The 19,235-nt window shown below is 73.8% G+C and carries 20 protein-coding genes; 13 read left to right on the plus strand and 7 right to left on the minus strand.

Annotation, left to right across the window (positions count from 1 at the left end; all coding sequences use genetic code 11):
* Positions 1 to 379: 379 nt before the first annotated feature.
* From ADL34_RS31830 to ADL34_RS31840, 3 genes are all read right to left on the minus strand, one after another.
* Positions 380 to 883, minus strand: coding sequence for a hypothetical protein (locus ADL34_RS31830; RefSeq protein ID WP_062664768.1), 504 nt, complete (start codon positions 881 to 883; stop codon positions 380 to 382).
* The gene (locus ADL34_RS31835) at positions 883 to 3,354 is read right to left on the minus strand and encodes a molybdopterin oxidoreductase family protein (RefSeq protein WP_062664766.1); all 2,472 of its coding nucleotides are present in this window, start codon (positions 3,352 to 3,354) and stop codon (positions 883 to 885) included. The genes ADL34_RS31830 and ADL34_RS31835 overlap by 1 nt, the downstream gene beginning before the upstream one ends.
* Positions 3,355 to 3,470: 116 nt before the next feature.
* Entirely contained in the window at positions 3,471 to 3,944 is a 474-nt protein-coding gene (locus tag ADL34_RS31840) for an SRPBCC family protein (protein WP_062664764.1), read from the minus strand.
* Between the two features lie 157 nt (positions 3,945 to 4,101).
* Between ADL34_RS31840 and ADL34_RS31845 the strand changes: the two genes are divergently transcribed.
* The 8 genes from ADL34_RS31845 to ADL34_RS31870 all read left to right on the plus strand — a co-directional run bounded on the left by ADL34_RS31845 (position 4,102) and on the right by ADL34_RS31870 (position 10,271).
* On the plus strand, positions 4,102 to 5,634 hold the full coding sequence (locus ADL34_RS31845) for an FAD-dependent oxidoreductase (protein WP_062664762.1): 1,533 nt from the start codon (positions 4,102 to 4,104) through the stop codon (positions 5,632 to 5,634).
* A gap of 96 nt (positions 5,635 to 5,730) precedes the next feature.
* Positions 5,731 to 5,907 (plus strand): hypothetical protein, encoded by a 177-nt coding sequence (locus tag ADL34_RS36480; protein ID WP_199835664.1) that lies wholly within the window; start codon positions 5,731 to 5,733, stop codon positions 5,905 to 5,907.
* Positions 5,908 to 5,959: 52 nt separating this feature from the next.
* Positions 5,960 to 6,130: a hypothetical protein gene (locus ADL34_RS36285; RefSeq protein WP_159039009.1), complete on the plus strand. Its 171-nt coding sequence runs from the start codon at positions 5,960 to 5,962 to the stop codon at positions 6,128 to 6,130.
* A gap of 11 nt (positions 6,131 to 6,141) precedes the next feature.
* Positions 6,142 to 6,819 (plus strand): HemK2/MTQ2 family protein methyltransferase, encoded by a 678-nt coding sequence (locus ADL34_RS31850; RefSeq protein ID WP_062664760.1) that lies wholly within the window; start codon positions 6,142 to 6,144, stop codon positions 6,817 to 6,819.
* Positions 6,803 to 7,030 (plus strand): CDGSH iron-sulfur domain-containing protein, encoded by a 228-nt coding sequence (locus ADL34_RS31855; protein ID WP_062664758.1) that lies wholly within the window; start codon positions 6,803 to 6,805, stop codon positions 7,028 to 7,030. Before ADL34_RS31850 ends, ADL34_RS31855 begins: the two co-directional genes overlap by 17 nt.
* Positions 7,027 to 8,061, plus strand: a complete 1,035-nt coding sequence (locus tag ADL34_RS31860; protein ID WP_062664756.1) for an iron-containing redox enzyme family protein — start codon at positions 7,027 to 7,029, stop codon at positions 8,059 to 8,061. Before ADL34_RS31855 ends, ADL34_RS31860 begins: the two co-directional genes overlap by 4 nt.
* A gap of 45 nt (positions 8,062 to 8,106) precedes the next feature.
* Positions 8,107 to 9,579, plus strand: coding sequence for an aminotransferase class I/II-fold pyridoxal phosphate-dependent enzyme (locus ADL34_RS37170; protein WP_062664754.1), 1,473 nt, complete (start codon positions 8,107 to 8,109; stop codon positions 9,577 to 9,579).
* Between the two features lie 179 nt (positions 9,580 to 9,758).
* Positions 9,759 to 10,271 (plus strand): cysteine hydrolase family protein, encoded by a 513-nt coding sequence (locus ADL34_RS31870; protein WP_062665042.1) that lies wholly within the window; start codon positions 9,759 to 9,761, stop codon positions 10,269 to 10,271.
* 1 nt (position 10,272) lies between these two features.
* On the opposite strand, the gene ADL34_RS31875 is transcribed toward ADL34_RS31870, so the two are convergent.
* A complete protein-coding gene (locus ADL34_RS31875; RefSeq protein WP_062664752.1) occupies positions 10,273 to 11,199 on the minus strand; it encodes a DMT family transporter in 927 nt (308 codons plus the stop codon).
* Positions 11,200 to 11,272: 73 nt separating this feature from the next.
* Here ADL34_RS31875 and ADL34_RS31880 point away from each other — a divergent pair, with 73 nt between their 5' ends.
* The gene (locus ADL34_RS31880) at positions 11,273 to 11,875 is read left to right on the plus strand and encodes a TetR/AcrR family transcriptional regulator (protein ID WP_079033998.1); all 603 of its coding nucleotides are present in this window, start codon (positions 11,273 to 11,275) and stop codon (positions 11,873 to 11,875) included.
* On the opposite strand, the gene ADL34_RS31885 is transcribed toward ADL34_RS31880, so the two are convergent.
* Genes ADL34_RS31885 through ADL34_RS31895 form a run of 3 tightly spaced genes read right to left on the minus strand, consistent with a single transcriptional unit; the run spans position 11,863 to position 15,782 of the window.
* The gene (locus ADL34_RS31885; protein ID WP_062664748.1) at positions 11,863 to 13,938 is read right to left on the minus strand and encodes an iron ABC transporter permease; all 2,076 of its coding nucleotides are present in this window, start codon (positions 13,936 to 13,938) and stop codon (positions 11,863 to 11,865) included. The two genes, ADL34_RS31880 and ADL34_RS31885, sit on opposite strands and share 13 nt — an antisense overlap.
* Before the next feature lie 3 nt (positions 13,939 to 13,941).
* The gene (locus ADL34_RS31890) at positions 13,942 to 14,928 is read right to left on the minus strand and encodes an iron-siderophore ABC transporter substrate-binding protein (RefSeq protein ID WP_062664746.1); all 987 of its coding nucleotides are present in this window, start codon (positions 14,926 to 14,928) and stop codon (positions 13,942 to 13,944) included.
* Positions 14,925 to 15,782 carry an ABC transporter ATP-binding protein gene (locus ADL34_RS31895; RefSeq protein ID WP_062664743.1) on the minus strand — a complete coding sequence of 286 codons (858 nt, stop codon included), beginning with the start codon at positions 15,780 to 15,782 and terminating at the stop codon, positions 14,925 to 14,927. The genes ADL34_RS31890 and ADL34_RS31895 overlap by 4 nt, the downstream gene beginning before the upstream one ends.
* Before the next feature lie 152 nt (positions 15,783 to 15,934).
* Between ADL34_RS31895 and ADL34_RS31900 the strand changes: the two genes are divergently transcribed.
* From ADL34_RS31900 to ADL34_RS31915, 4 genes are all read left to right on the plus strand, one after another.
* Positions 15,935 to 17,305, plus strand: a complete 1,371-nt coding sequence (locus tag ADL34_RS31900) for an MFS transporter (protein ID WP_062664740.1) — start codon at positions 15,935 to 15,937, stop codon at positions 17,303 to 17,305.
* 44 nt (positions 17,306 to 17,349) lie between these two features.
* Positions 17,350 to 17,838, plus strand: a complete 489-nt coding sequence (locus ADL34_RS31905; RefSeq protein WP_062664738.1) for an HIT family protein — start codon at positions 17,350 to 17,352, stop codon at positions 17,836 to 17,838.
* Positions 17,839 to 17,919: 81 nt separating this feature from the next.
* Entirely contained in the window at positions 17,920 to 18,609 is a 690-nt protein-coding gene (locus tag ADL34_RS31910; RefSeq protein ID WP_062665039.1) for a GAF and ANTAR domain-containing protein, read from the plus strand.
* A gap of 109 nt (positions 18,610 to 18,718) precedes the next feature.
* On the plus strand, positions 18,719 to 19,213 hold the full coding sequence (locus ADL34_RS31915) for a peptidylprolyl isomerase (RefSeq protein ID WP_062664737.1): 495 nt from the start codon (positions 18,719 to 18,721) through the stop codon (positions 19,211 to 19,213).
* The last annotated feature ends 22 nt before the right edge of the window (positions 19,214 to 19,235 follow it).

Consider the following 19,235-nt stretch of genomic DNA (forward strand, 5'->3'; position numbering starts at 1 on the left):
TGCGTCGGACGGGCGGGTAGTCGGTGTGCCCGCCGCCCGACCGCATCTCCACCCTCGCTCGCCTGTGGCGTGAGGGCAAGGAGAGAAAACCGTCGAGGGGCACGCGGCCGTGGCCGAACGCCGGAGCGGCCGGTCACGAACGGGTGCGGGCGCCGGACGCCGGTTCCCTCGGTGCCGTGCGGGGTCGCGGGCGGGGCGGGCAGCAGCGACCAGGCCACGAGGACGACCTTGTTGGCGCCGATGGCGCAGCAGACACGGGCCGGGGGTGTCGCCGTGCGGGTCTCCGGGTGGTCGCACCCGCCGCTGCCGCGCGCCCGGCGCACCCCCACCGGCGGCGAGGCGCGCCCGGCACGGGCCGCGGCGCGCCCGGCGCCGGCGGTCAGGCCTCGCGGGACGCTGCTCCCGCCTTCGACAGCAGCTGGGGCGAGAGCGTTTTGATCATCGTGTTGGTCCAGCGCATCTGCCGCAGCGTCTGCGGATGGCAGGCCGTGGCGAGGTCCAGCAGGGAGCTGTCCTTGTCGGCCTGTGCCGCCTGGGCGAGCATCTCCCAGTCCAGGGAGTTGCCGGTCGCCGCCAGATGGAGTTCGCGCAGGTCGTTCAGCAGGTCCAGGCCGGAGCGGGTGTCGGCCAGGGCGCGGGCCGCCCGTTCACCGCGGTCCTCCGGACCGGGCGGCTCCTCGGCGGACCGGGACAGGCGCAGCCCGTACGGCTCGGCGGCCTCGGCGAGGCGTTCCGCGTGCTCGTGGGACCAGCGGGCGAGGTCGACCGCCACGTGGTGCACCTCGTGCTCGGCGGCGTCACGCGCGGCCGTCTCCAGCAGCTTGCGTTCCATCGCGCGTTCGCCCTCGTACAGGGCCCGCAGCACGGCGGGGACGGCGCTCATCACCGCTCACCTCCCCGCGCGCCGGCGCTGTGCCGGGCCATCGCGGCCGGGCCGCCCGTCGTCGGCGGGGCGGCGCCCGGGTCGACCGGCGCGGAGGCCGTCGTCGTCGGGGCGGGCGACACCGCCCCGTGGGCGCGTTCGACCAGGGTGAGACGGGCGGCCGCGGTCTTGAAGAGGGGCTGTTTGGAGACCGGGTCCCAGTCGGTGACGGTGGTCTCGTTGGCGGCGCGGCCGCCGTCCTCGCCGGGGCCGTCGCCGCCCGGGGTGTCCCAGTAGCCGTAGTGGAACGGCAGGAACACCAGGCCGTCGCGGATCGCGGTGACGCGCAGCCGGCCGCGCACGGAGCCGCGGGGGCTGGTGACCTCGACCAGATCGCCCTCGGCGACCTGGTGGCGCCGCGCCCCGGCGGCGGAGATCTCCACCCAGACCTCGGGGGCGGCGGCCTGGAGCTGGGGGCTGCGGCCGGTCTTGGTGCGGGTGTGGAAGTGGTACAGGGTGCGGCCCGTGGTCAGCTGCAAGGGGTACTCGTCATTCGTCGGTTCGTGTGGCGGCAGGTGCTCGGCCGCCTTGAGGACGGCCTTGCCGTGCGGGTTGAGCGCCCGGTACTCGGTCTCGGACACCGAGGCGCCGGTGACCAGGTCCCTGCCGTAGGTCTCGCAGTCGTCGGGGGCGGCCCAGCCGACGCCGTCGGTGTGGAGGCGTTCCGTGCCCTCGGGCGCCTCGTCCGTGCAGGGCCACTGGATGCCCCCGGTCGTCCGCAGCCGCTCGTAGGTCAGCCCCGTGTAGTCGCAGGGCCGCCCCCGGCTGCACTCCTTCCACGCCTCGAACGCCGACTCGGGGTCGTGCCAGCCGACGAGCGGGCGGCCGTCCTGGTCACGGAAGTCCATCCAGCTGGCGTACTCCAGCCAGATGTCCAGGTCGGAGCGGGCGTCGCCGGGCGGCTCGACCGCGCGTTCGCAGAGGTGGACGGTGCGGTCGGCGTTGGTGAGGGTGCCGGTCTTCTCGGCCCAGGTCGCGGCGGGCAGGACGACGTCCGCGAACCGGGCGGTCTCGGTGAGGTACAGGTCCTGGACGACCGTGAAGAGCCCGTCGCGGCGCAGGATGCCGCGGACGCGTTCCAGCTCGGGCAGGGAGACGGCCGGGTTGGTGCCGGAGATCCACAGCATCCGGATCGAGCCCTGCTCGGCGTAGCGGAAGATCTGCATCGCCGGGGTGGGCGGCGTGTGGCTGGGGATGCGGGAGGGCTCGACGTTCCAGACCCGGGCGAGGTCGGCCACATGGGCGTCGTTCTCCCAGTTCCGGAAGCCGGGCAGGTCTCCGTCGGCACCGCACTCGCGGGTGTTCTGCGCGCTGGGCTGGCCGTTCATCTGGAGTACGCCGCAGCCGGGGCGTCCGAGCATGCCGCGGATCAGCTGCAGGTTGTTGACCTGGACGGCGGCAGCGGTGGCCTGATGGGACTGGTAGACGCCCTGGAGCACGGTGGACAGCAGCCGCCGGGCGTCCCCGAGCACCTCGGCGGCCTCGGTGACGGCCGCGGCCGGGACGTCGCAGATGCCGGCCGCCCATCGCGGGGTGCAGCCGGCGACGCGCTCGGAGAGTTCGTCGAAGCCGACGGTGTGCGCGTCGATGAAGGCGCGGTCGATCCGGTCCGTGCGGATGATCTCGTGCAGCAGGGCGTTCAGCAGGGCCACGTTGGTGCCGGCGCGGGGCGCGAGGTGGACGGTGGCGTGCCGGGCGGCCTGGGTGGGGCGTGGATCGACGCAGACCAGGCGGGGCGGGTCGCCGCCGGCCAGCCGGTCGAGCACCCGCATCCACAGCACCGGCTGGGTCTCGGCCATGTTGTGCCCGAACAAGGCAAGGACGTCGGCGTGGTCGACGTCGGTGTAGGAGGCGGGCTGGCCGTCGCAGCCGAAGGTCTCCTTCAGCGCCTCGGCGGCCGTCGCCGTGCACAGCCGGGTGTTGCCGTCGACGTGGTTGGTGCCGATCCCGGCCCGCGCGATCACGGCGAGCGTGTAGTACTCCTCCAGGAACAGCTGACCGCTGGTGTAGAAGCCGATCGAGCCGGGCCCGTACGTCTCCAGCAGGGCCTTGCTGCGGTCGACGATCCGGGCCAGCGCGGTGTCCCAGTCGCAGGGCACCAGCCGCCCGTCCCGGCGGACGAGGGGCGTGGTCAGCCGGTCCTCGGACCGGTTGGCCTGCCAGCCGAAGAGGTCCTTCGGACCGAGTCTGCCGTGGTTCACCCGGTCCCGGGCGCTGCCGCGGACCCCGACGATCCGCCCGTCGGCGACGGCGACGTCCAGCGCGTCGCCGTTGGAGTGCAGGACGGAGGCCGTCGGCACCCACGCGTCCACGTCGGCGGCCGTGACGCCGGGCTCCAGATACGAGTCCACCCGGACCGGCCACGGGGTGCCGGGGCCGTACGGGGTGCGGTCCCCCCACGGTTCGGCGATCCGGTCCACCTCGGCGCGCATGACCTGTCGCCACGCTTCCCACGGTCGGGGTCGTCGTCCGCCCGCCCTCACCGGACGGGCCGGCCGGCCGGCCCGCCGTCGTGCGGGCCGGCCGGCAGTGCTCCCGCCGGCGTCCGTCAGAGGACGGTGCCCGGGTCCTCCGGCCGGATGCGGCCGCGCCAGCCCCCGGTGCTGCCGCCCTTCTCGATGTACTCCTTGAACCGGTGCAGGTCGCCCTTGACCCGGCGGTCGATCATGCCGAGCGCGTCCGCGCCCTTCTCGGCCATGCCGGTCGGCTCGACGTCCATGGTGAGCTCCACGCGCGTGTGCGTGTCGTCCAGCTGCTCGAAGCGGACCGAGCCGCGCTGCTGGGTGTCGCCACCCACGGACCGCCAGGTGATGCGGTCGTCGGCGAGCTGGTCGACGATCTCGGTGTCGAACTCGCGCTTCACGCCGCCGATGCTCGTCACCCAGTGGTTGTGCCGCTCGTCCAGCTGGCGGACCTCCTCGACGCCCTCCATGAAGCGCGGGAAGTCCTCGAACTGGGTCCACTGGTCGTAGGCCCGGCGCAGCGGGACCTCCACGTCGACCGTCTCCTTGACCGTGCTCATCGATCCTCCTGTGCGCTCGTCTCGCGGGCCGGTCCGCGCTGCGCGGACCGGCCCGCCGTGCGTGTTCGCGGGGCGGGTACCCGGGTCTCGGCATGTGAAAGATCGTGCGGGCGGGCGATTCGGGGTGTGGTGCCGTCCAGCCGGGAACCCGGCGCCCATGAACGCTGAGAGAGTGCCGCACGAGTCGTACTGGCTGCAGACCGCGCCGCCCGGCGATCCCGCTCCCCCGCCGGACGTCGACCTCGAGGTCGACGTCGCCGTGGTCGGCGGGGGCGTCGCTGGCCTCAGCACGGCCTGGGAGCTGGCCCGGCAGGGCCGCGAGGTGGCCGTCCTGGAGGCAGGGCGGCTCGCCGCCTCGGTCACCGGGCACACCACGGCCAAGCTCACCGCCCTGCACACCCTGGTCTACGACCGGCTGCGCCGCACCCGCGGCCCGGAGGCCGCCCGGCTGTACGCGCGCTCGCAGTCCGAGGCGATCCGGCGCGTCGAGGAGTGCGCCCGGGAGCTGGGCGTCGACTGCGAGTGGGAGGAGGCCGCGGCCCACACGTACGCCGAGGACCCGCGGCACGTCGGGGAACTGCGCGCCGAGGCGGACGCGGCCCGCGAGGCGGGGCTGGACGCGGAGTTCGTCACGGAGACGGACCTGCCCTTCCCGGTGGCCGGAGCGGTCCGTGTGAACGGGCAGGCCCAGTTCCATCCGCGCAAGTACCTGCTGGCGCTCGCGGAGGACCTGCGGCGGCTCGGCGGCGCGGTGTACGAGAACACGCGGGTGACGGGGCTCACCGAGGGCGAGCCCTGTGTGCTGACCACGGAGGCGGGCGTGCGGGTGCGCGCCACGAAGGTCGTCGTCGCCACGCACTACCCCGTGTTCGACCGCGCGCTGCTCTTCGCCCGGCTGTCCTCGCGGCGGGAGCTGGTCGTGGCCGGCCCGATCCCCGAGAGGCGGGCACCGCGCCACATGTACATCACGCCGGAGCGGTCCACGCGCTCGGTGCGCACGGCACCCCTCGGAGAGGGACGCCGGCTCCTGATCGTCACGGGTGAGCACTTCACCCCGGGCACCGCCGACGCGGAGGAACGCTTCGAGCGGCTGGCCGCCTGGGCCGAGCGGCACTTCCCGGAGGTGACGCTCACGCACCGGTGGGCCACCCAGGACAACGACTCGACGGACACCGTGCCGCTCGTCGGGCCGTTCCACGCCGGCAGCCGCCACACCTACGTGGCGACCGGCTTCGGCGGCTGGGGCATGAGCGGCGGCGTGATGGCGGGCCGGCTGCTCGCGGACCTCGTCGGCGGGCGCGAGGTCGCGTGGAGCGGACTGTACGACCCGCGCCGGCTGGGCCCGGTCGTTCGCGAGGGGGGCCGGTTCCTCACCCATCAGGCACAGGTCGCGCGGCACTTCGTCGGCGATCGGATCGCCCCGCTGGCCGGGTCCGGTCCGTCGCCGGACGACATCGCGCCCGGGGACGGGGCGGTGGTGCGGGCGGGCGCGGGGCTGTGCGCCGTCCACCGGGACGAGGAGGGGCGGCTGCACACGCTGTCGGCGCGCTGCACCCACCTCGGCTGCATCGTGTCGTTCAACCGTGCCGAGCAGGCGTGGGAGTGCCCCTGCCACGGCTCCCGGTTCGCCCCGGACGGCGCGGTCGTGCAGGGACCGGCGGTGCGGCCGCTGCCCCGGCGCGATCTCTGACCGGCGTTTCCCTGCCGCAGGTGGGGGGCACCCGGTCGGCACCTCAGAGGGAGCCCCGACCGGGCTCCTCCCGGACAAGGAAGAAGTTGAAGCGCCGTGACCGCGCGGACCGCGAAGAAGGACGTCCTGCACACGCCCCGGACCGGCTGGCTGGGATCCAGGCCCCCGGAGAAGCGGGCGATACGCACCTGCGTCGCCGCCGTGGAGGACAGGAGCACACAGCCCTCGGCCCGCGCCGGAACCGAGTGGAACATCGTCCGCGGCGAGGACTGACCCCCTCCCCGGCCGGTGGCCGATCCCCCCGTCTTCGATCCCCGGAGCGACTGTGAAAGCACTTGTCATCAACTGCACCCTGAAGGGGTCTCCCGAGCCCTCCCACACCGACTCGCCGGCCTCGGTGGTCGCGGACCGGCTCGTCGAGCAGGGCGTGGAGGTGTCCTTCCCGGAACGCGGGGACGTGATGCTGTCCGAGCGGTCGCCGCAGGCCGCGGGCTGAGGAGCGCGTCCATGACCACTGAGGCTCTCGCTCCGCACCCTCCCCTGCGCTGCTGGGTCCTGCCGGGCGTGTACCGCCCGCAGTTCGACACGCGGCTGCTGACCCGTGCCCTGCACCGCGAAGGGGTCACCGCCGGTACCGACGTGCTGGACCTGGGCACGGGCAGCGGCATGCTGGCCGTCGAGGCGGCCCGGCTGGGCGGGCGCGTCACCGCCGTGGACATCTCCCGGCGGGCGCTGGCCGCCGCCTGGTGGAACGCCCGGCAGAACGGGCAGACGCTGCGGCTGCGCCGCGGCGACCTGATGACGGCGGTTCCGGGCCGGCGGTTCGACCTGGTCGTCTCCAACCCGCCGTACGTGCCCGCTCCGGGCGGCCGTCCCCCCAAGGGCGCGGCCCGCGCCTGGGACGCCGGGGCCGACGGCCGGCTGCTGATCGACCGGATCTGCGACCACGCGCCCGCGCTGCTGCGCCCCTCCGGCAGGCTCCTGATGGTGCATTCGCACCTGTGCGGCGTCGACGCCACGCTGGCCCGGCTGACGGCGGCGGGCCTGCGCGCCCGGGTCGTCGAGCGCGCCCAGCTGCCGTACGGCCGGGTGCTGCGCTCCCGGGTGGACTGGCTGCGCGAACGCGGGATGGCGGACGAGGACCTGACGGAGGAACTGGTGGTGATCCGTGGTGAACGCGTCTGAACGGCCCCGCCGCATCCGGGTCCAGCGGGACGGCCCGATGCTGGTGGAGGGGCCTGTGGAGGTGGTCGGCGAGGACGGCGAGGTGACCGTCTGCGACCGGTTCAGCGTGGCCGTGTGCACCTGCCGCCGCAGCAAGATCTTCCCCTGGTGCGACACCAGTCACCGCAAGCGCGCGAAGCGGACGACGAAGGACGAGGACGGGACTGCATGACCACGACGACCGCCCGGCGCCTCTCACGGCGCACGGTGCCCGCGCTGCCCGAGCCGCGCGGCCCGCTGTCCGCCGCCGTCATGGGGCTGCTGCGCGGTGAGCGGGACGTCGACGTCCCCTCGCCGGCCGCGTCGGAGCCGTACGGCGACGACCTTCAGCTCGCCCTGTACGTCCTGTACGAACTGCACTACCAGGGCTTCGACGGCGTGCCCGACGAGCGGGAGTGGGACAGCGGACTGCTCGCCGTGCGCGGCGCGCTGGAGGACCGGTTCCTGGGCGCACTGCGCGCCGACGTGCCGGTCGGCGCCGGCGACAGCGCGTGGGCGGCGCTGGACGAGCTGCAGGTCGAGCCGGTGGACGGCACCGGGAGCGTCTCGCACTTCCTGCGGGACGAGGGCACCGTCGCCCAGCTGCGCGAGTACGCGGCGCTGCGCTCGTTGTACCACCTGAAGGAGGCCGACCCGCACGCCTGGGTCATCCCCCGCCTCTATGGGCGGGCCAAGGCGGCGATGGTCGCCGTGGAGTTCGACGAGTTCGGCGGGGGCCGTGCGGACGAGATCCACGCCCAGCTGTTCGCCGACCTGATGACGGACCTGGGGCTGGAGACGGCGTACGGGCACTATCTCGACGCGGCACCCGCGGAGATGCTGGCGACGGTCAACCTGATGTCCCTGTTCGGTCTGCACCGGGCGCTGCGGGCCGCCCTCGTGGGGCATTTCGCCTCGGTCGAGGTCACCTCGTCGCCGGGTTCGCGGCGGCTCGCCGAGGCGCTGCGGCGGGTGGGGGCGGGCGCGGCTGCCGTGCGGTTCTACGCCGAGCACGTCGAGGCGGACGCGGTGCACGAGCAGGTCGTGCGGCACGACGTCATCGGCGGGCTCCTGGAGGAGGAACCCGCTCTGGAGGCCGACGTGGTGTTCGGCATCCGCGCCACCGGGCATCTGGAGGACCGGCTGGCGGACCGGCTGCTCGCCGCGTGGCGGGACGGCAGGTCGGCGCTGCGGTCCCCGGAGCGGGCCGGCACGGCCGCCTGACCTACGGCGCCGCATCGGGGACGGGACTCGGGGAACCCGGTCCCCATGGTCATCAACCACGCCGAAGCCCCTGTCCTCGAGGCGCTCGCCGCCTATCAGAACGCCGACGAACTGGCCTTCACGCCCCCGGGTCACAAGAGGGCCCGCGGCGCGGACCCGCGGGCGCGTGCCGTGCTGGGCGACGCCGTGTTCTTCGGGGACGTCCTCGCCAACGGCGGTCTCGACGACCGGCTCGCGCGCAACCAGGTCCTGGTCCGAGCCGAGCAGTTGATGGCCGACGCCGTCCACGCGGACCACACGTTCTTCTCGACCTGCGGCAGCTCCCTGTCGGTGAAGGCCGCGATGCTGACCGTGGCCTGCCCCGGCCACAAGCTCCTCGTCGGCCGCGACGCCCACAAGTCGGTCGTCGCCGGGCTGATCCTTTCCGGCGTGGCGCCGGTGTGGGTGGAGCCCCGGTGGGACGCCGAGCGGAGCATCGCGCACCCGCCGTCGACGGAGGCGTACGAGAAGGCGTTCGAGGAGCATCCGGACGCGGACGGAGCCCTGGTCACCAGCCCGACCCCGTACGGGGCGGCCGCCGACCTCGCCGGGATCGCGGAGGTCTGCCACCGTCGCGGCAAGCCGCTGGTCGTGGACGAGGCGTGGGGCGCGCACCTGCCCTTCCACACCGACCTGCCGGCCTGGGCGATGGACGCGGGCGCCGACATCTGCGTGACCAGCATCCACAAGATGGGCAGCGGCCTGGAACAGGGTTCGGTCTTCCACCTCCAGGGTGATCTGATCGACCCGGCGGAGCTGGCCTCCCGCGCCGACCTCCTGGACACGACCAGCCCCAACGTGCTGATCTACGCCGGGATCGACGCGTGGCGGCGGCAGATGGTGCAGCACGGCCACGACCTCATCGGCGGGGCGCTCAAGCTGGCCGCGCGCACCCGTGAGGCCATCGAGGCGATCGACGGGATGCACGTCCACGACGAGGCGGACTTCTGCGGCCCCGGCCTGGCCTCCGGCTTCGACCCGCTGCCGGTGGTCATCGACATCAGCGCGCTCGGCACGACCGGCTACCGGGCGGCGGACTGGCTGCGCGAACACCACCACATCGACGGGCACCTGTTCGACCACCGGAGGATCAGCGCGCAGCTCACCCACGCCGACGACGAGCAGACCACGGACCGTCTGCTGACGGCGCTGCGCGACCTCGCCGGCCACGCCTCCGAGCTCCACGACGCCCCGCGGGTGGCGGTCCCCTCCCCCGCCGAGCTGCGGATGGAGCAGGCCGACCTGCCCCGGGACGCCTACTTCGCCCGGCACGAGAAGGTCGCCCCGCGGGACGCCGTCGGCCGGGTCGCCGCCGAGATGATCACCCCGTACCCGCCCGGCATCCCCGCGGTACTGCCCGGCGAGCGGCTGACCGAACCGGTGCTGGAGTACCTGCTGACGGGGGTCGAGGCGGGGATGTTCCTGCCGGACGCGGCCGACCAGCGGCTCGGTACGGTCCGGGTCGTCGCCGAGGACTGACCGCCGCCCCGCCCGCCTCACCCGTGCACCGCCGTTACACCGGCATCACCACCGGGTACTCGACTGCGCGTTTCGCCCATATCGACCATTTCCCAGGGAGAGACGTGACTGACGACTCCGGGAGCACCCCCCGCACGGACCCGACGGACACGAAGAAGGTCGCCCTCCTGGTGGTCGACATGATCAACACCTATGACCACGAGGACGCCGAGCTGCTCGTGCCGTCCGTCGAACGGGTCGTGCCGGTCCTCGCGGACCTGATCGCGCGGGCGCGCTCGGCGGACGTGCCGGTGATCTACGCGAACGACAACTTCGGGGCCTGGCGCTCCCATCACGGCGAGCTGGTGGAGAACGCGCTGTCCAAGCCGCGCGCCGACCTGGTCGAGCCGATCCGCCCGGACGAGGAGTCGCTGTTCGTGGTGAAGGCCCGGCACTCCGCCTTCTACGAGACGCCCTTGTCGTATCTGCTGTGGCGGCTGGGGGTGGGGCACGTGGTGCTGGCGGGGCAGGTCACGGAGCAGTGCGTGCTGTACTCGGCGCTGGACGCGCACATCCGGCACCTGGGCGTCACGGTGCCGAGGGACGCCGTCGCCTCGATCCACCCGCATCTGGCGTCCGCCGCGCTGGAGATGATGGAGCTCAACATGGGGGCGCGGATCGTCGACGCGGCGGACGTCGACTTCGGCGGGTGAGTCAGCGCCGGGTCCCGGCCGCCGCCTTCGCGGTGTCGTCCGGGGACGTCCCGGCGTGCCGGTGACCGGAAGAGGCACCGCGGCGGACGACGAGCACGGCGGCCAGGGCGACGGCGAGACCGAGGGCGGTCTGCGCGCCGAAGGGCTCGCCGAACATGAGCGCTCCCCAGACCGCCGTCACGGGTGCCATCAGGAACATCAGGGTGTTGACCTGGGTGACGCCCGAGCGGCTGAGGATGATCCAGTACAGGCCGTACCCGCCGAACGTGGCGAGGACGACGAGCCAGGCGGTCGCGACCCAGAAGGAGGGCTCGGCGGGCGGGACGGCCGCCCCGGTGCCGACGGCCAGCGCGGTGAAGACGACGGCGCTGGTCAGACAGTGCGTGGTCAACGCGGCCCCGGGCGCCACCTTCGTACGGGAGCGGCCCTCGAGGAAGGTGGCCGCGACCAGCGACAGCATGCCGAGGAACGGGACGGCGTAGGCCCACCAGGCCGCGTGCCCGCCGGACGCGGCGTCGGCGCCCGTGACGACGGCGACGCCGGCCACGCCGAGGCCGAGACCGAGCCACTGGCGGCGTGAGACGTACTGGTGGAGGAGCGGCCCGGCCAGCGCCCCGGCGACGAGGGGCTGCACGCCGTCGATCAGGGCCGTGGTGCCGCTGGACACGCCGAGCTGGATGGCCCAGTAGACGGTGAGCAGATAGCCGCTCTGCGAGAGGGCGCCGACGACGACCTGCCGGGCCACGTCCCGGAGGGTGAGGCCTCGCCAGGAGGACCGGGCCAGCGCCACGGCGAGCAGCACGAGGGCGAGCGGCAGGAACCGCCACATCAGCAGGGTGACGGCGGAGGCGCTCCCCGCGCCGAGCTTTGCCCCGATGAACCCGGAGCTCCAGCAGATCACGAAGGCGGCCGACAGCAGCGCGTTCATGCGTGGGCCTCCAGTAAACAGATCGGTATAGTCACTGCCCGACCCACTATACAGATCGGTATACACTGGAGCCATGGAGAGCGTGCGGAGTCCGCGACGGATCACGATGACGCCGGCCGCGCTGCGGGTGCGGACGGCCGCGGACCGGCTGTTCTACGAGCGGGGCATCCACGCCGTGGGCGTCGACCTGATCGCCGCCGAGGCCGGGGTCACCAAGAAGACGATCTACGACCGGTTCGGCTCCAAGGAGCAGCTGGTCGTGGAGTACCTCGCCGACCGGGACGAACGCTGGCGGGCCTTCCTCGACGGCCGACTGGACGCCGCCGGGCCGGACGCCCGCGCCCGCGTCCGGGCCGTCTTCGACGCCTCGCTCGCCTGGGCCGGGGACCACAACTCCAAGGGCTGCAGCATGGTCAACGCGCATGCCGAGATCAGCGACCCCGCCCATCCCGCGTACCCGATCATCACCGGCCAGAAGGCGTGGATGCTGGCCCTCTTCACCGGGCTCGCGCGGGAGGCCGCCCCCGGGGACGCCGAGCGGCTCGGGCGCTCGCTGACGCTGCTCCACGAGGGCGCGCTCGTCGCGTACGGCCTGCGCGTCTTCCCGGACCCCATCGGCCACGCCCGCGACGAGGCCGAGGCCCTGCTGGACGCCGCCCGGGCTCAGCGGCCCTGACGCCGGCTGCGCACCAGCAGATACAGGAAGTACGGCGTCCCGACGGCCGCCGTCATCAGGCCCGCGCCGAGCTGGGCCGGCGCGATCACGGTACGGCCCAGCAGATCCGCCGTGCCGACCAGCACGGCCCCGAGCAGCACGGCGGCGGGGAGCACCCGGACGTGCCGCCGCCCCACGAGCGCCCGTGCCGCGTGCGGGGCCACGAGCCCGACGAAGCCGATCGTGCCGGCGGCGGCGACGGCGGTGGCACTGAGCAGGACGGCGAGCACGAGGAAGCCGAACCGCCCCCGCGCCAGGCCCAGTCCGAGCAGCCGCGGCGTGTCGTCGTCCAGCGAGACGAGGTCCAGCTCGGTCCGCCGGAACACGGCGACGGCCAGCCCGACGACGAGGACGGCGGCGAGCGGCACGAGGTCCGGCGGGGTCCGGCCGTAGGTGGAGCCGGACAGCCAGGTGAGCGCCTTCGTCGCGTTGAACGGGTCGGTGAGCACGATGAGCAGGCTGATCAGCGCGGTGGACGCGGTGGCCACGCCGATGCCGACGAGGACGAGCCGGTTCTGCTGGAAGCCGCCGCGCGCGGCCAGCCCGAAGACGAGGGCGGAGCTGACCGCGGCACCGGCGAAGGCCGCGCCGGCCATGCCCCACGACCCGGCCATGGGCACCGTGGTCACCAGCAGGACCGCGCCGAGCGCCGCCCCGCCCGAGACGCCGAGGACGCCGGGCTCCGCGAGCGGGTTGCGTGTCACCGCCTGCACGAGCGTGCCGGCCAGGGCGAGCGCCGCGCCCGCGAGGAGCGCGGCGAGGACGCGGGGCGTCCGGGTGTCGAGGACGAAGGAGACGCTGCGGCCCGCCCTGCCCTGCGCCCAGTTCACGACGTCGCCCAGCAGCAGCTTGCTGTCGCCCAGCAGGACGGCCACGACCGCGACGCCCACGAGGAGGGCGGCCAGCACGGCCGTGGTGGTGAGGAACACGGCCCGGCTGCGGATGCGCAGCCGGTCGGGCGGGGCGCTCGCGGCGCCGTCCTTCAGCCGGGTCGCCATCACGACGAGGAACACGGCGCCGAGGAGGCTGGTGACGACGCCCGTCGGCACGGCGACCGCCAGGTCGGAGGGGACGAGTGCGCGCAGCAGCACGTCCGAGCCGAGCACGAGGGCCGCGCCCGTGAGGCCCGCGGCCGGCAGGCGGCCGCGGGTACGGGTGAGGCCGTGGGCCCTGCGGGCGAGGGCCCTCACCAGGGCCGGGGCGCACAGGCCGACGAAGCCGATGGGCCCGGCCAGGGTGACGGCCGTGGCCGACAGCAGCGAGGCGAGCACCACCACGGTGACCCGGGTGGCCCGCACCGGGACGCCGAGGCCGCGGGCGGCGTCCTCGCCGAGGGCCAGGGCGTCGAGACGCCGCGCGACCAGCAGCAGGCCGACGAGGCCGGCGACGGCCAGGGGTGCCATCTGGAGCACGCCGTCGAAGCCGCTCTGCGCGACGCTGCCCTGGTTCCACTGGTAGAGGCCCTGCGTCTCCTGCGGGAACAGCAGCAGCAGTCCCTCGGTCACGGCGGTGAGGCCGAGGGCGAGGGCGGTGCCGGCGAGCACGAGCCGTACGGTGCCGGCGCCCAGGCCCGACAGGCCGAGGACGACGGCCGCCGCGGCGAGGCTGCCGGCGAACGCGATCCCGGAGGAGGCGATCAGCGGCAGCGAGACACCGGTGACGGCGGCCACGCCGAGAGCCAGGTAGGAACCGGCGTTGACGGCGAGGGTGTCGGGCGAGGCGAGCACGTTGCGGCTGACCGCCTGCAGGGCGGTGCCCGCGATACCGAGGACGGCGCCGACGAGGAGACCGGCGACCGCCCTCGGCAGCCGGGAGGCGATGACGACCGAGGCGTCGCCAGCGTCGGCGCGGCCGGTGAGCGCCTTCCAGACCTCGCCGCCTCCGACGTCGGCCGTGCCCTGTGTGATGTCGACGACCGCGAGGGCCGCGACCAGCAGGACCAGGGCGGCCGTCACCGCGGCCGTGCCCGTCCCGGAGGCGGCGGCCGTCGGACGGGCGACGGAAGGGGGTGCGGTGACGGTCATCTGCTACTTCGTCAGCTCGCCGACGACCGCGTCGACGTACCGCTCCATGGAGCCGGGGCCGCCGAACATCCAGATGCCGTCGGGCAGCCGGTGCACGTGGTCCTTCTTCACGAACGGCAGCGAAGTCCACACCTTGTCGTCGGCGAGGGCGCCGGTGAACGGGGTGCTGCTCTTGTCGCCGTCGTTGCCGATGTAGGCGAACCGCACGTCGGCGGGCAGCCTGGTGAGGCCCTCGACGTCGGTGGTGCCGAGGCCGTAGTCCTTGTCGCCTTCGACGGTCCAGGCGTTCCTCAGGCCGAGCTTCTCGTTGACGGCGCCGATGAGCGAACCGCTGGTGTACGGCCGGAGCGAGACCTGGTTGGAGATGTCGTAGCCGTCGGCGAAGGCGAACGACGCGCCGTCGAGACCGGCGTCGGCGAGGGCCTTCGCGCCCTCCTTCAGCTTGGCCTCGAAGCCCTTCTTGATCTCGCCGGCGCGCTCGCTGGTGCCGGTGGCCTCCGCGAGGAGGTCGAGGTTCTTCGTCATCCGCCCCAGCGGGTCGGACGCGTCGGCGGAGCGCACCTCGATCACGGGCGCGATCTCGCGCAGCTGCTTCACGGCGGCGGGCGGAAGATCGGTGCTGGCGACGATGAGGTCCGGGGCGAGCGCGGCGACGGTGTCCATGCTGGGCTCGCCGCGGGTGCCGATGTCCTTGGGGTCGTTCTTCAGCGGGACCGCCTGGTCCCAGGTCTTGTAGCCCTTGACGTCGGCGACGCCGACCGGGTCGACGCCGAGCGACACCAGCAGCTCGACCTCGTGCCACTCGGTGCCGACCACCTTCTCGGCCGGTCCGTCGAGCTTCACCTCGGTGCCGGAGGCATCGGTGAGCGTGATGGCCTCGTCCCGCTTCTTCGGCGCGGCGTCGTCGGCCGCGGGTTCGGTGGTGCCGCAGGAGGTCAGGGCGAGGGCCGCGGCGGTGGCGACCGCAGCGGTCGTGATCAGGCGTCTCATGAGGGAGTGCCGGTCCTTTCGGTTCGCGTGTGGTGGCGGCCGAGGGCGCGGGTGCGCGGCCGGCCGGTGAGCGGGTCGGTGCCGACCTCGATACGGATGCCGTAGACACGGGTCAGCCGCTCGGCGGTCAGTACGTCGTCGGGAGTGCCGTCCGCGACGACACGTCCCTCGTGCAGCAGGACGACGCGGTCGGCGAGCGCCGCGGCCTGGTCGAGGTCGTGCAGGACGGCGCCGACGGCGATGCCGTGGTCGTCGGCCAGGTCGCGGACCAGGTCGAGGAGTTCGATCTGGTAGCGCAGGTCGAGGTAGGTGGTGGGTTCGTCGAGCAGGAGCACTCCGGTCTCCTGGGCGAGGCAGCTCGCCAGCCAGACCCGCTGCAGCTGCCCTCCGGAGAGGTGCTCGACACCGCGTCCGGCGAGATCGCCGACGCCGGTCAGGTCGAGCGCGCGCTCGACCGCGGCGGCACCGTCCGGGTCCGCCCCGCCCCACCGGCCCCGGTGGGGGTACCGGCCGAACTCGACGACGTCCCGTACGGTCAGGCCGCTGGGGGTGGGGCGGCCCTGCGTCAGCAGGCTGACGCGGCGCGAGAACGCACGCGGGGTCAGCGCGAGTCCGTCGGCGCCGTCGACCAGGAGGGTGGCGGTGCGCGGCCTCTGCAGGCGCGCCACGGTCCGCAGCAGCGTGGACTTCCCGCTGCCGTTGGGTCCCACCAGCACGGTCACCTCACCGGGCCGGAGCGACAGCGACGCGCCATGGACGACGTCGACGCCTTCGTATGCCACGGTGACGTCCGTGGCCGACAGTTCATGCCCGCGGGGACGCGCCGCCGCCGAAGCCGTTTCCTCTGCTCGCACGGACTCAGGTTAGCCTAACCTAAGCTCCCATGATCAGGGGGTCCGCTCCCCGGACACGACTCCCTCCGGACCCGCCCGGCACGCTTCCCCGGCACGGGGCCCTCGCCGCCTACTGTGGCGAGCCACGCGATCTCGCCGCGATCCGAGGAGGGATGACCGTGGCCCAGGCACGGCCCGGGGGCGAAGCGCGGGGCCGGGCTCCGCTGCTGGCCGTGTGCGCCGGGTACTTCATGGTGATCCTGGACGTGACCGTCATCAACGTCGCCGTCCCCGTCGTCGGCCGCGACCTCTCCGCCTCGCTCACCGGCGTCCAGTGGGTCACCGACGGCTACACGCTCGTCCTCGCCGGGTTCCTGCTGACCGGCGGCGCGCTCGGTGACCGGCTGGGCAACCGCCGGGTCTTCTGCGCGGGCGTGGCCGTGTTCACCGCCGCGTCCGCCGCCTGTGCGCTCGCGCCGGACGCGACGTTCCTCGTCGCCGCCCGCCTCGTGGAGGGGCTGGGCGCGGCCCTCATCGTTCCGGGCTCCCTCGCCCTGCTCCAGCAGGCGTATCCGGAACCGGCGGCCCGCTCGCGCGCCTTCGGGCTGTGGGGGTCGATGGCGGGCATCGCGGCCTCGGCCGGCCCGCTGCTCGGCGGAGCGCTCGTGTCCACCGTCGGCTGGCGCTGGGTCTTCCTCGTCAACCTCCCGGTCGGCGCGGCCTGTCTGGCGCTGACGCTGCGCCATGTGGCGCCCTCGCCCCGCCGGGCCGACCGAGCCCTGGACTGGCCCGCGCAGTGCGCGGTCGTGGCGGCCGTCGCCCTGCTGACCGCCTCTCTCAACGAGGCCGGGCGGCGCGGCTGGACCGATCCGGCCGTCCTCGCGGGCCTGGGCCTGGCCGTCCTCGCCGCCGTCGCGTTCGCCGTCCGCGAGGGGCTGGCCCGCTCCCCCGCGCTGCCGCCGCGTCTGCTGCGGGCGCGGGAGGTGAGCGGCGGCGCCGCGATCGGCCTGCTCTTCAACTTCGCCTTCTACGGCATGGTGTTCACCGCCAGCCTGGAGTTCCAGCGGGAGCGCGGCTACAGCGCCTTCGAGACGGGGCTGGCGCTCTTCCCGGCGGTGGCGATGACCATGTTCGCCTCCGTCCTGTCCGGCCGGCTGGCCCGCCGTACCGGCGACCGGCCCCTGGTGGTCACCGGGATGCTCGTGGCCGCTCTCGGCCTCGCCGGATGGGCGGCGGCGGGCCCCGACCCCGGCTACGCCCTCCTGGTGGCGCCGATGATGGCGGCGGGCTTCGGCACCTCGTTCGCGCTGACCGGCTCGACGACCACCGTCATGGGCGCCGTGCCCGCCGGGTACGCGGGCACCGCCTCAGCGCTGTTCAACACCACGCGCCAGATCGGCAGCGCCACAGGGGTCGCTCTCGGCGGCAGCCTGCTCGCCTCCGCCGCCGACCCGTCGTCCGGCCTGCGGATCAGCATGGCCGCCGGCGCCGCCGCCTACCTCATGGCCGCCGTCCTGGCCGGGCGCTGCGTCCCCAAGCGGTGACCGGCCCCCTCCGCCACGGCACCCCGCGCGCTACTGTCGCGATCATGGACGACACGTGGCGCGAGGACAGGATCGGCAGTGCCTTGCGGGGGCGGAACCCCACCGTGCTGCGCCGGCTGGACGCCGGGTTCGCGGTGATCGGGGACACGCAGTTCCTCCCCGGCTACTGCGTGCTCCTGTCGGACGACCCGACGGCCCAGCGGCTGTCCGACCTCCCGCGGGACAGACGGCTGGCCTTCCTTTCCGACATGGACCGGCTCGGCGAGGCCGTCGAACGCGCCTGCGGAATGCTGGACCCCGGCTTCCGCCGGGTGAACCTCGAGATCCTGGGCAACACCGACCCCTTCCTGCACGCGCACGTGTGGCCCCGCTACGACTGGGAGCCGGACGAGCTGGTGGGGGTGCCGGTGTGGCTGTACCCGCGCGGCTCCTGGAGCGACCCGGAGCACGCCCTCGGCCCGCGCCACGGCCCCCTGCGCGACGCGATCGGCGCGGAGCTCGACCGCCGGGCGGTCACCGGATCACCGCGCTGACCCGCGCGGACGGCCGCCGGACGCGCCGCCGCGTGGAATGCTGAGGCCGGCACGGCCTGGAACCGAGAGGTGGAGGACGCGATGGACTGGGCCCGGTTCGCGCAGCAGATGGCGTCGATGGCACGCGATCTGCTGGCGCAGGAGTCGGTCGACGCGACCCTGGAACGGATCACGCACTCCGCCACCGAGCTGGTGGAGGGCTGCGACTCCGCGGGGATCCTGGTGCTGCACGGCGACAAGGTCCAGACGCTGGCCCCCACCGACGACCTCGTCGTGGCGAGCGACCGGATCCAGGCGGAGCTGAGGGAGGGCCCCTGCTTCGACGCCGCACGCGCCCGTACCGGTGAACGGCTCTACCGTATCCACGACTTCACCACGGACACCGGCCGCTGGCCCCGCTTCGCGTCCCGCGCCGTGGAGATCGGCGTGGGCAGCATGATGGGCTTCCTGCTCTACACCGAGGACGAGGATCTCGGCGCCCTGAACCTCTACTCCAGCGAGCCGGGCGCCTTCACCGAGGCGAGCGAGCTCGCCGGGTGGCTGCTCGCCTCCCACGCCGCGATCGCCTTCTCCAGCGCCCGCACCCACGCCCAGATGGCGGAAGCCGTCGCCACCCGCCATGTGATCGGCGAGGCCATGGGCCTCCTCATGGGCCGTCACGGACTGGACGAGACGCGGGCCTTCGACGTCCTGCGCCGCTACTCGCAGGAGAACAACGTCAAACTCCGCGAGGTCGCCCGGCTGGTCTGCGAGAAGGGCGCCCTGACCTGAGGGGCGGGCCCCTGTGCGGAGGGCGGCCCGCACTCTAGACCACCGCCCTCCCGCCACGCCCGGGGGGCCGTGTTCGACGTCGCCGAGCCGGGAGTGGAGAATCGGGGCCATGAGCGAGAACGTCTTTTTCCAGATCTCGGCCGACGGCGAGGACCTCGGCCGCATCGTCTTCCGGCTCTTCGACGACGTCGTGCCGAAGACCGCGCGCAACTTCCGTGAGCTGGCTACCGGCCAGAACGGCTACGGCTACAACGGCGCGCCGTTCCACCGGGTCATCCCCGAGTTCATGCTGCAGGGCGGCGACTTCACCAACGGCAACGGCACCGGCGGCAAGAGCATCTACGGCGAGAAGTTCGCCGACGAGAACTTCCAGCTGAAGCACGACCGTCCGTACCTGCTGAGCATGGCGAACGCCGGACCGAACACCAACGGTTCCCAGTTCTTCATCACCACGGTCGTCACGCCGTGGCTGGACGGCAAGCACGTCGTCTTCGGCGAGGTCGTCGAGGGCCAGGACGTCGTCAAGGCGGTCGAGGCCCTGGGCAGCCGCTCGGGCACGACGGCCAAGAAGATCGTCATCACGGACTCCGGCATCGCCGCCTGACCTACGGACGGCACAGGACGGC

It is taken from the genome of Streptomyces sp. NRRL WC-3605, assembly GCF_001509795.1.
GTDB lineage: Bacteria > Actinomycetota > Actinomycetes > Streptomycetales > Streptomycetaceae > Streptomyces > Streptomyces viridochromogenes.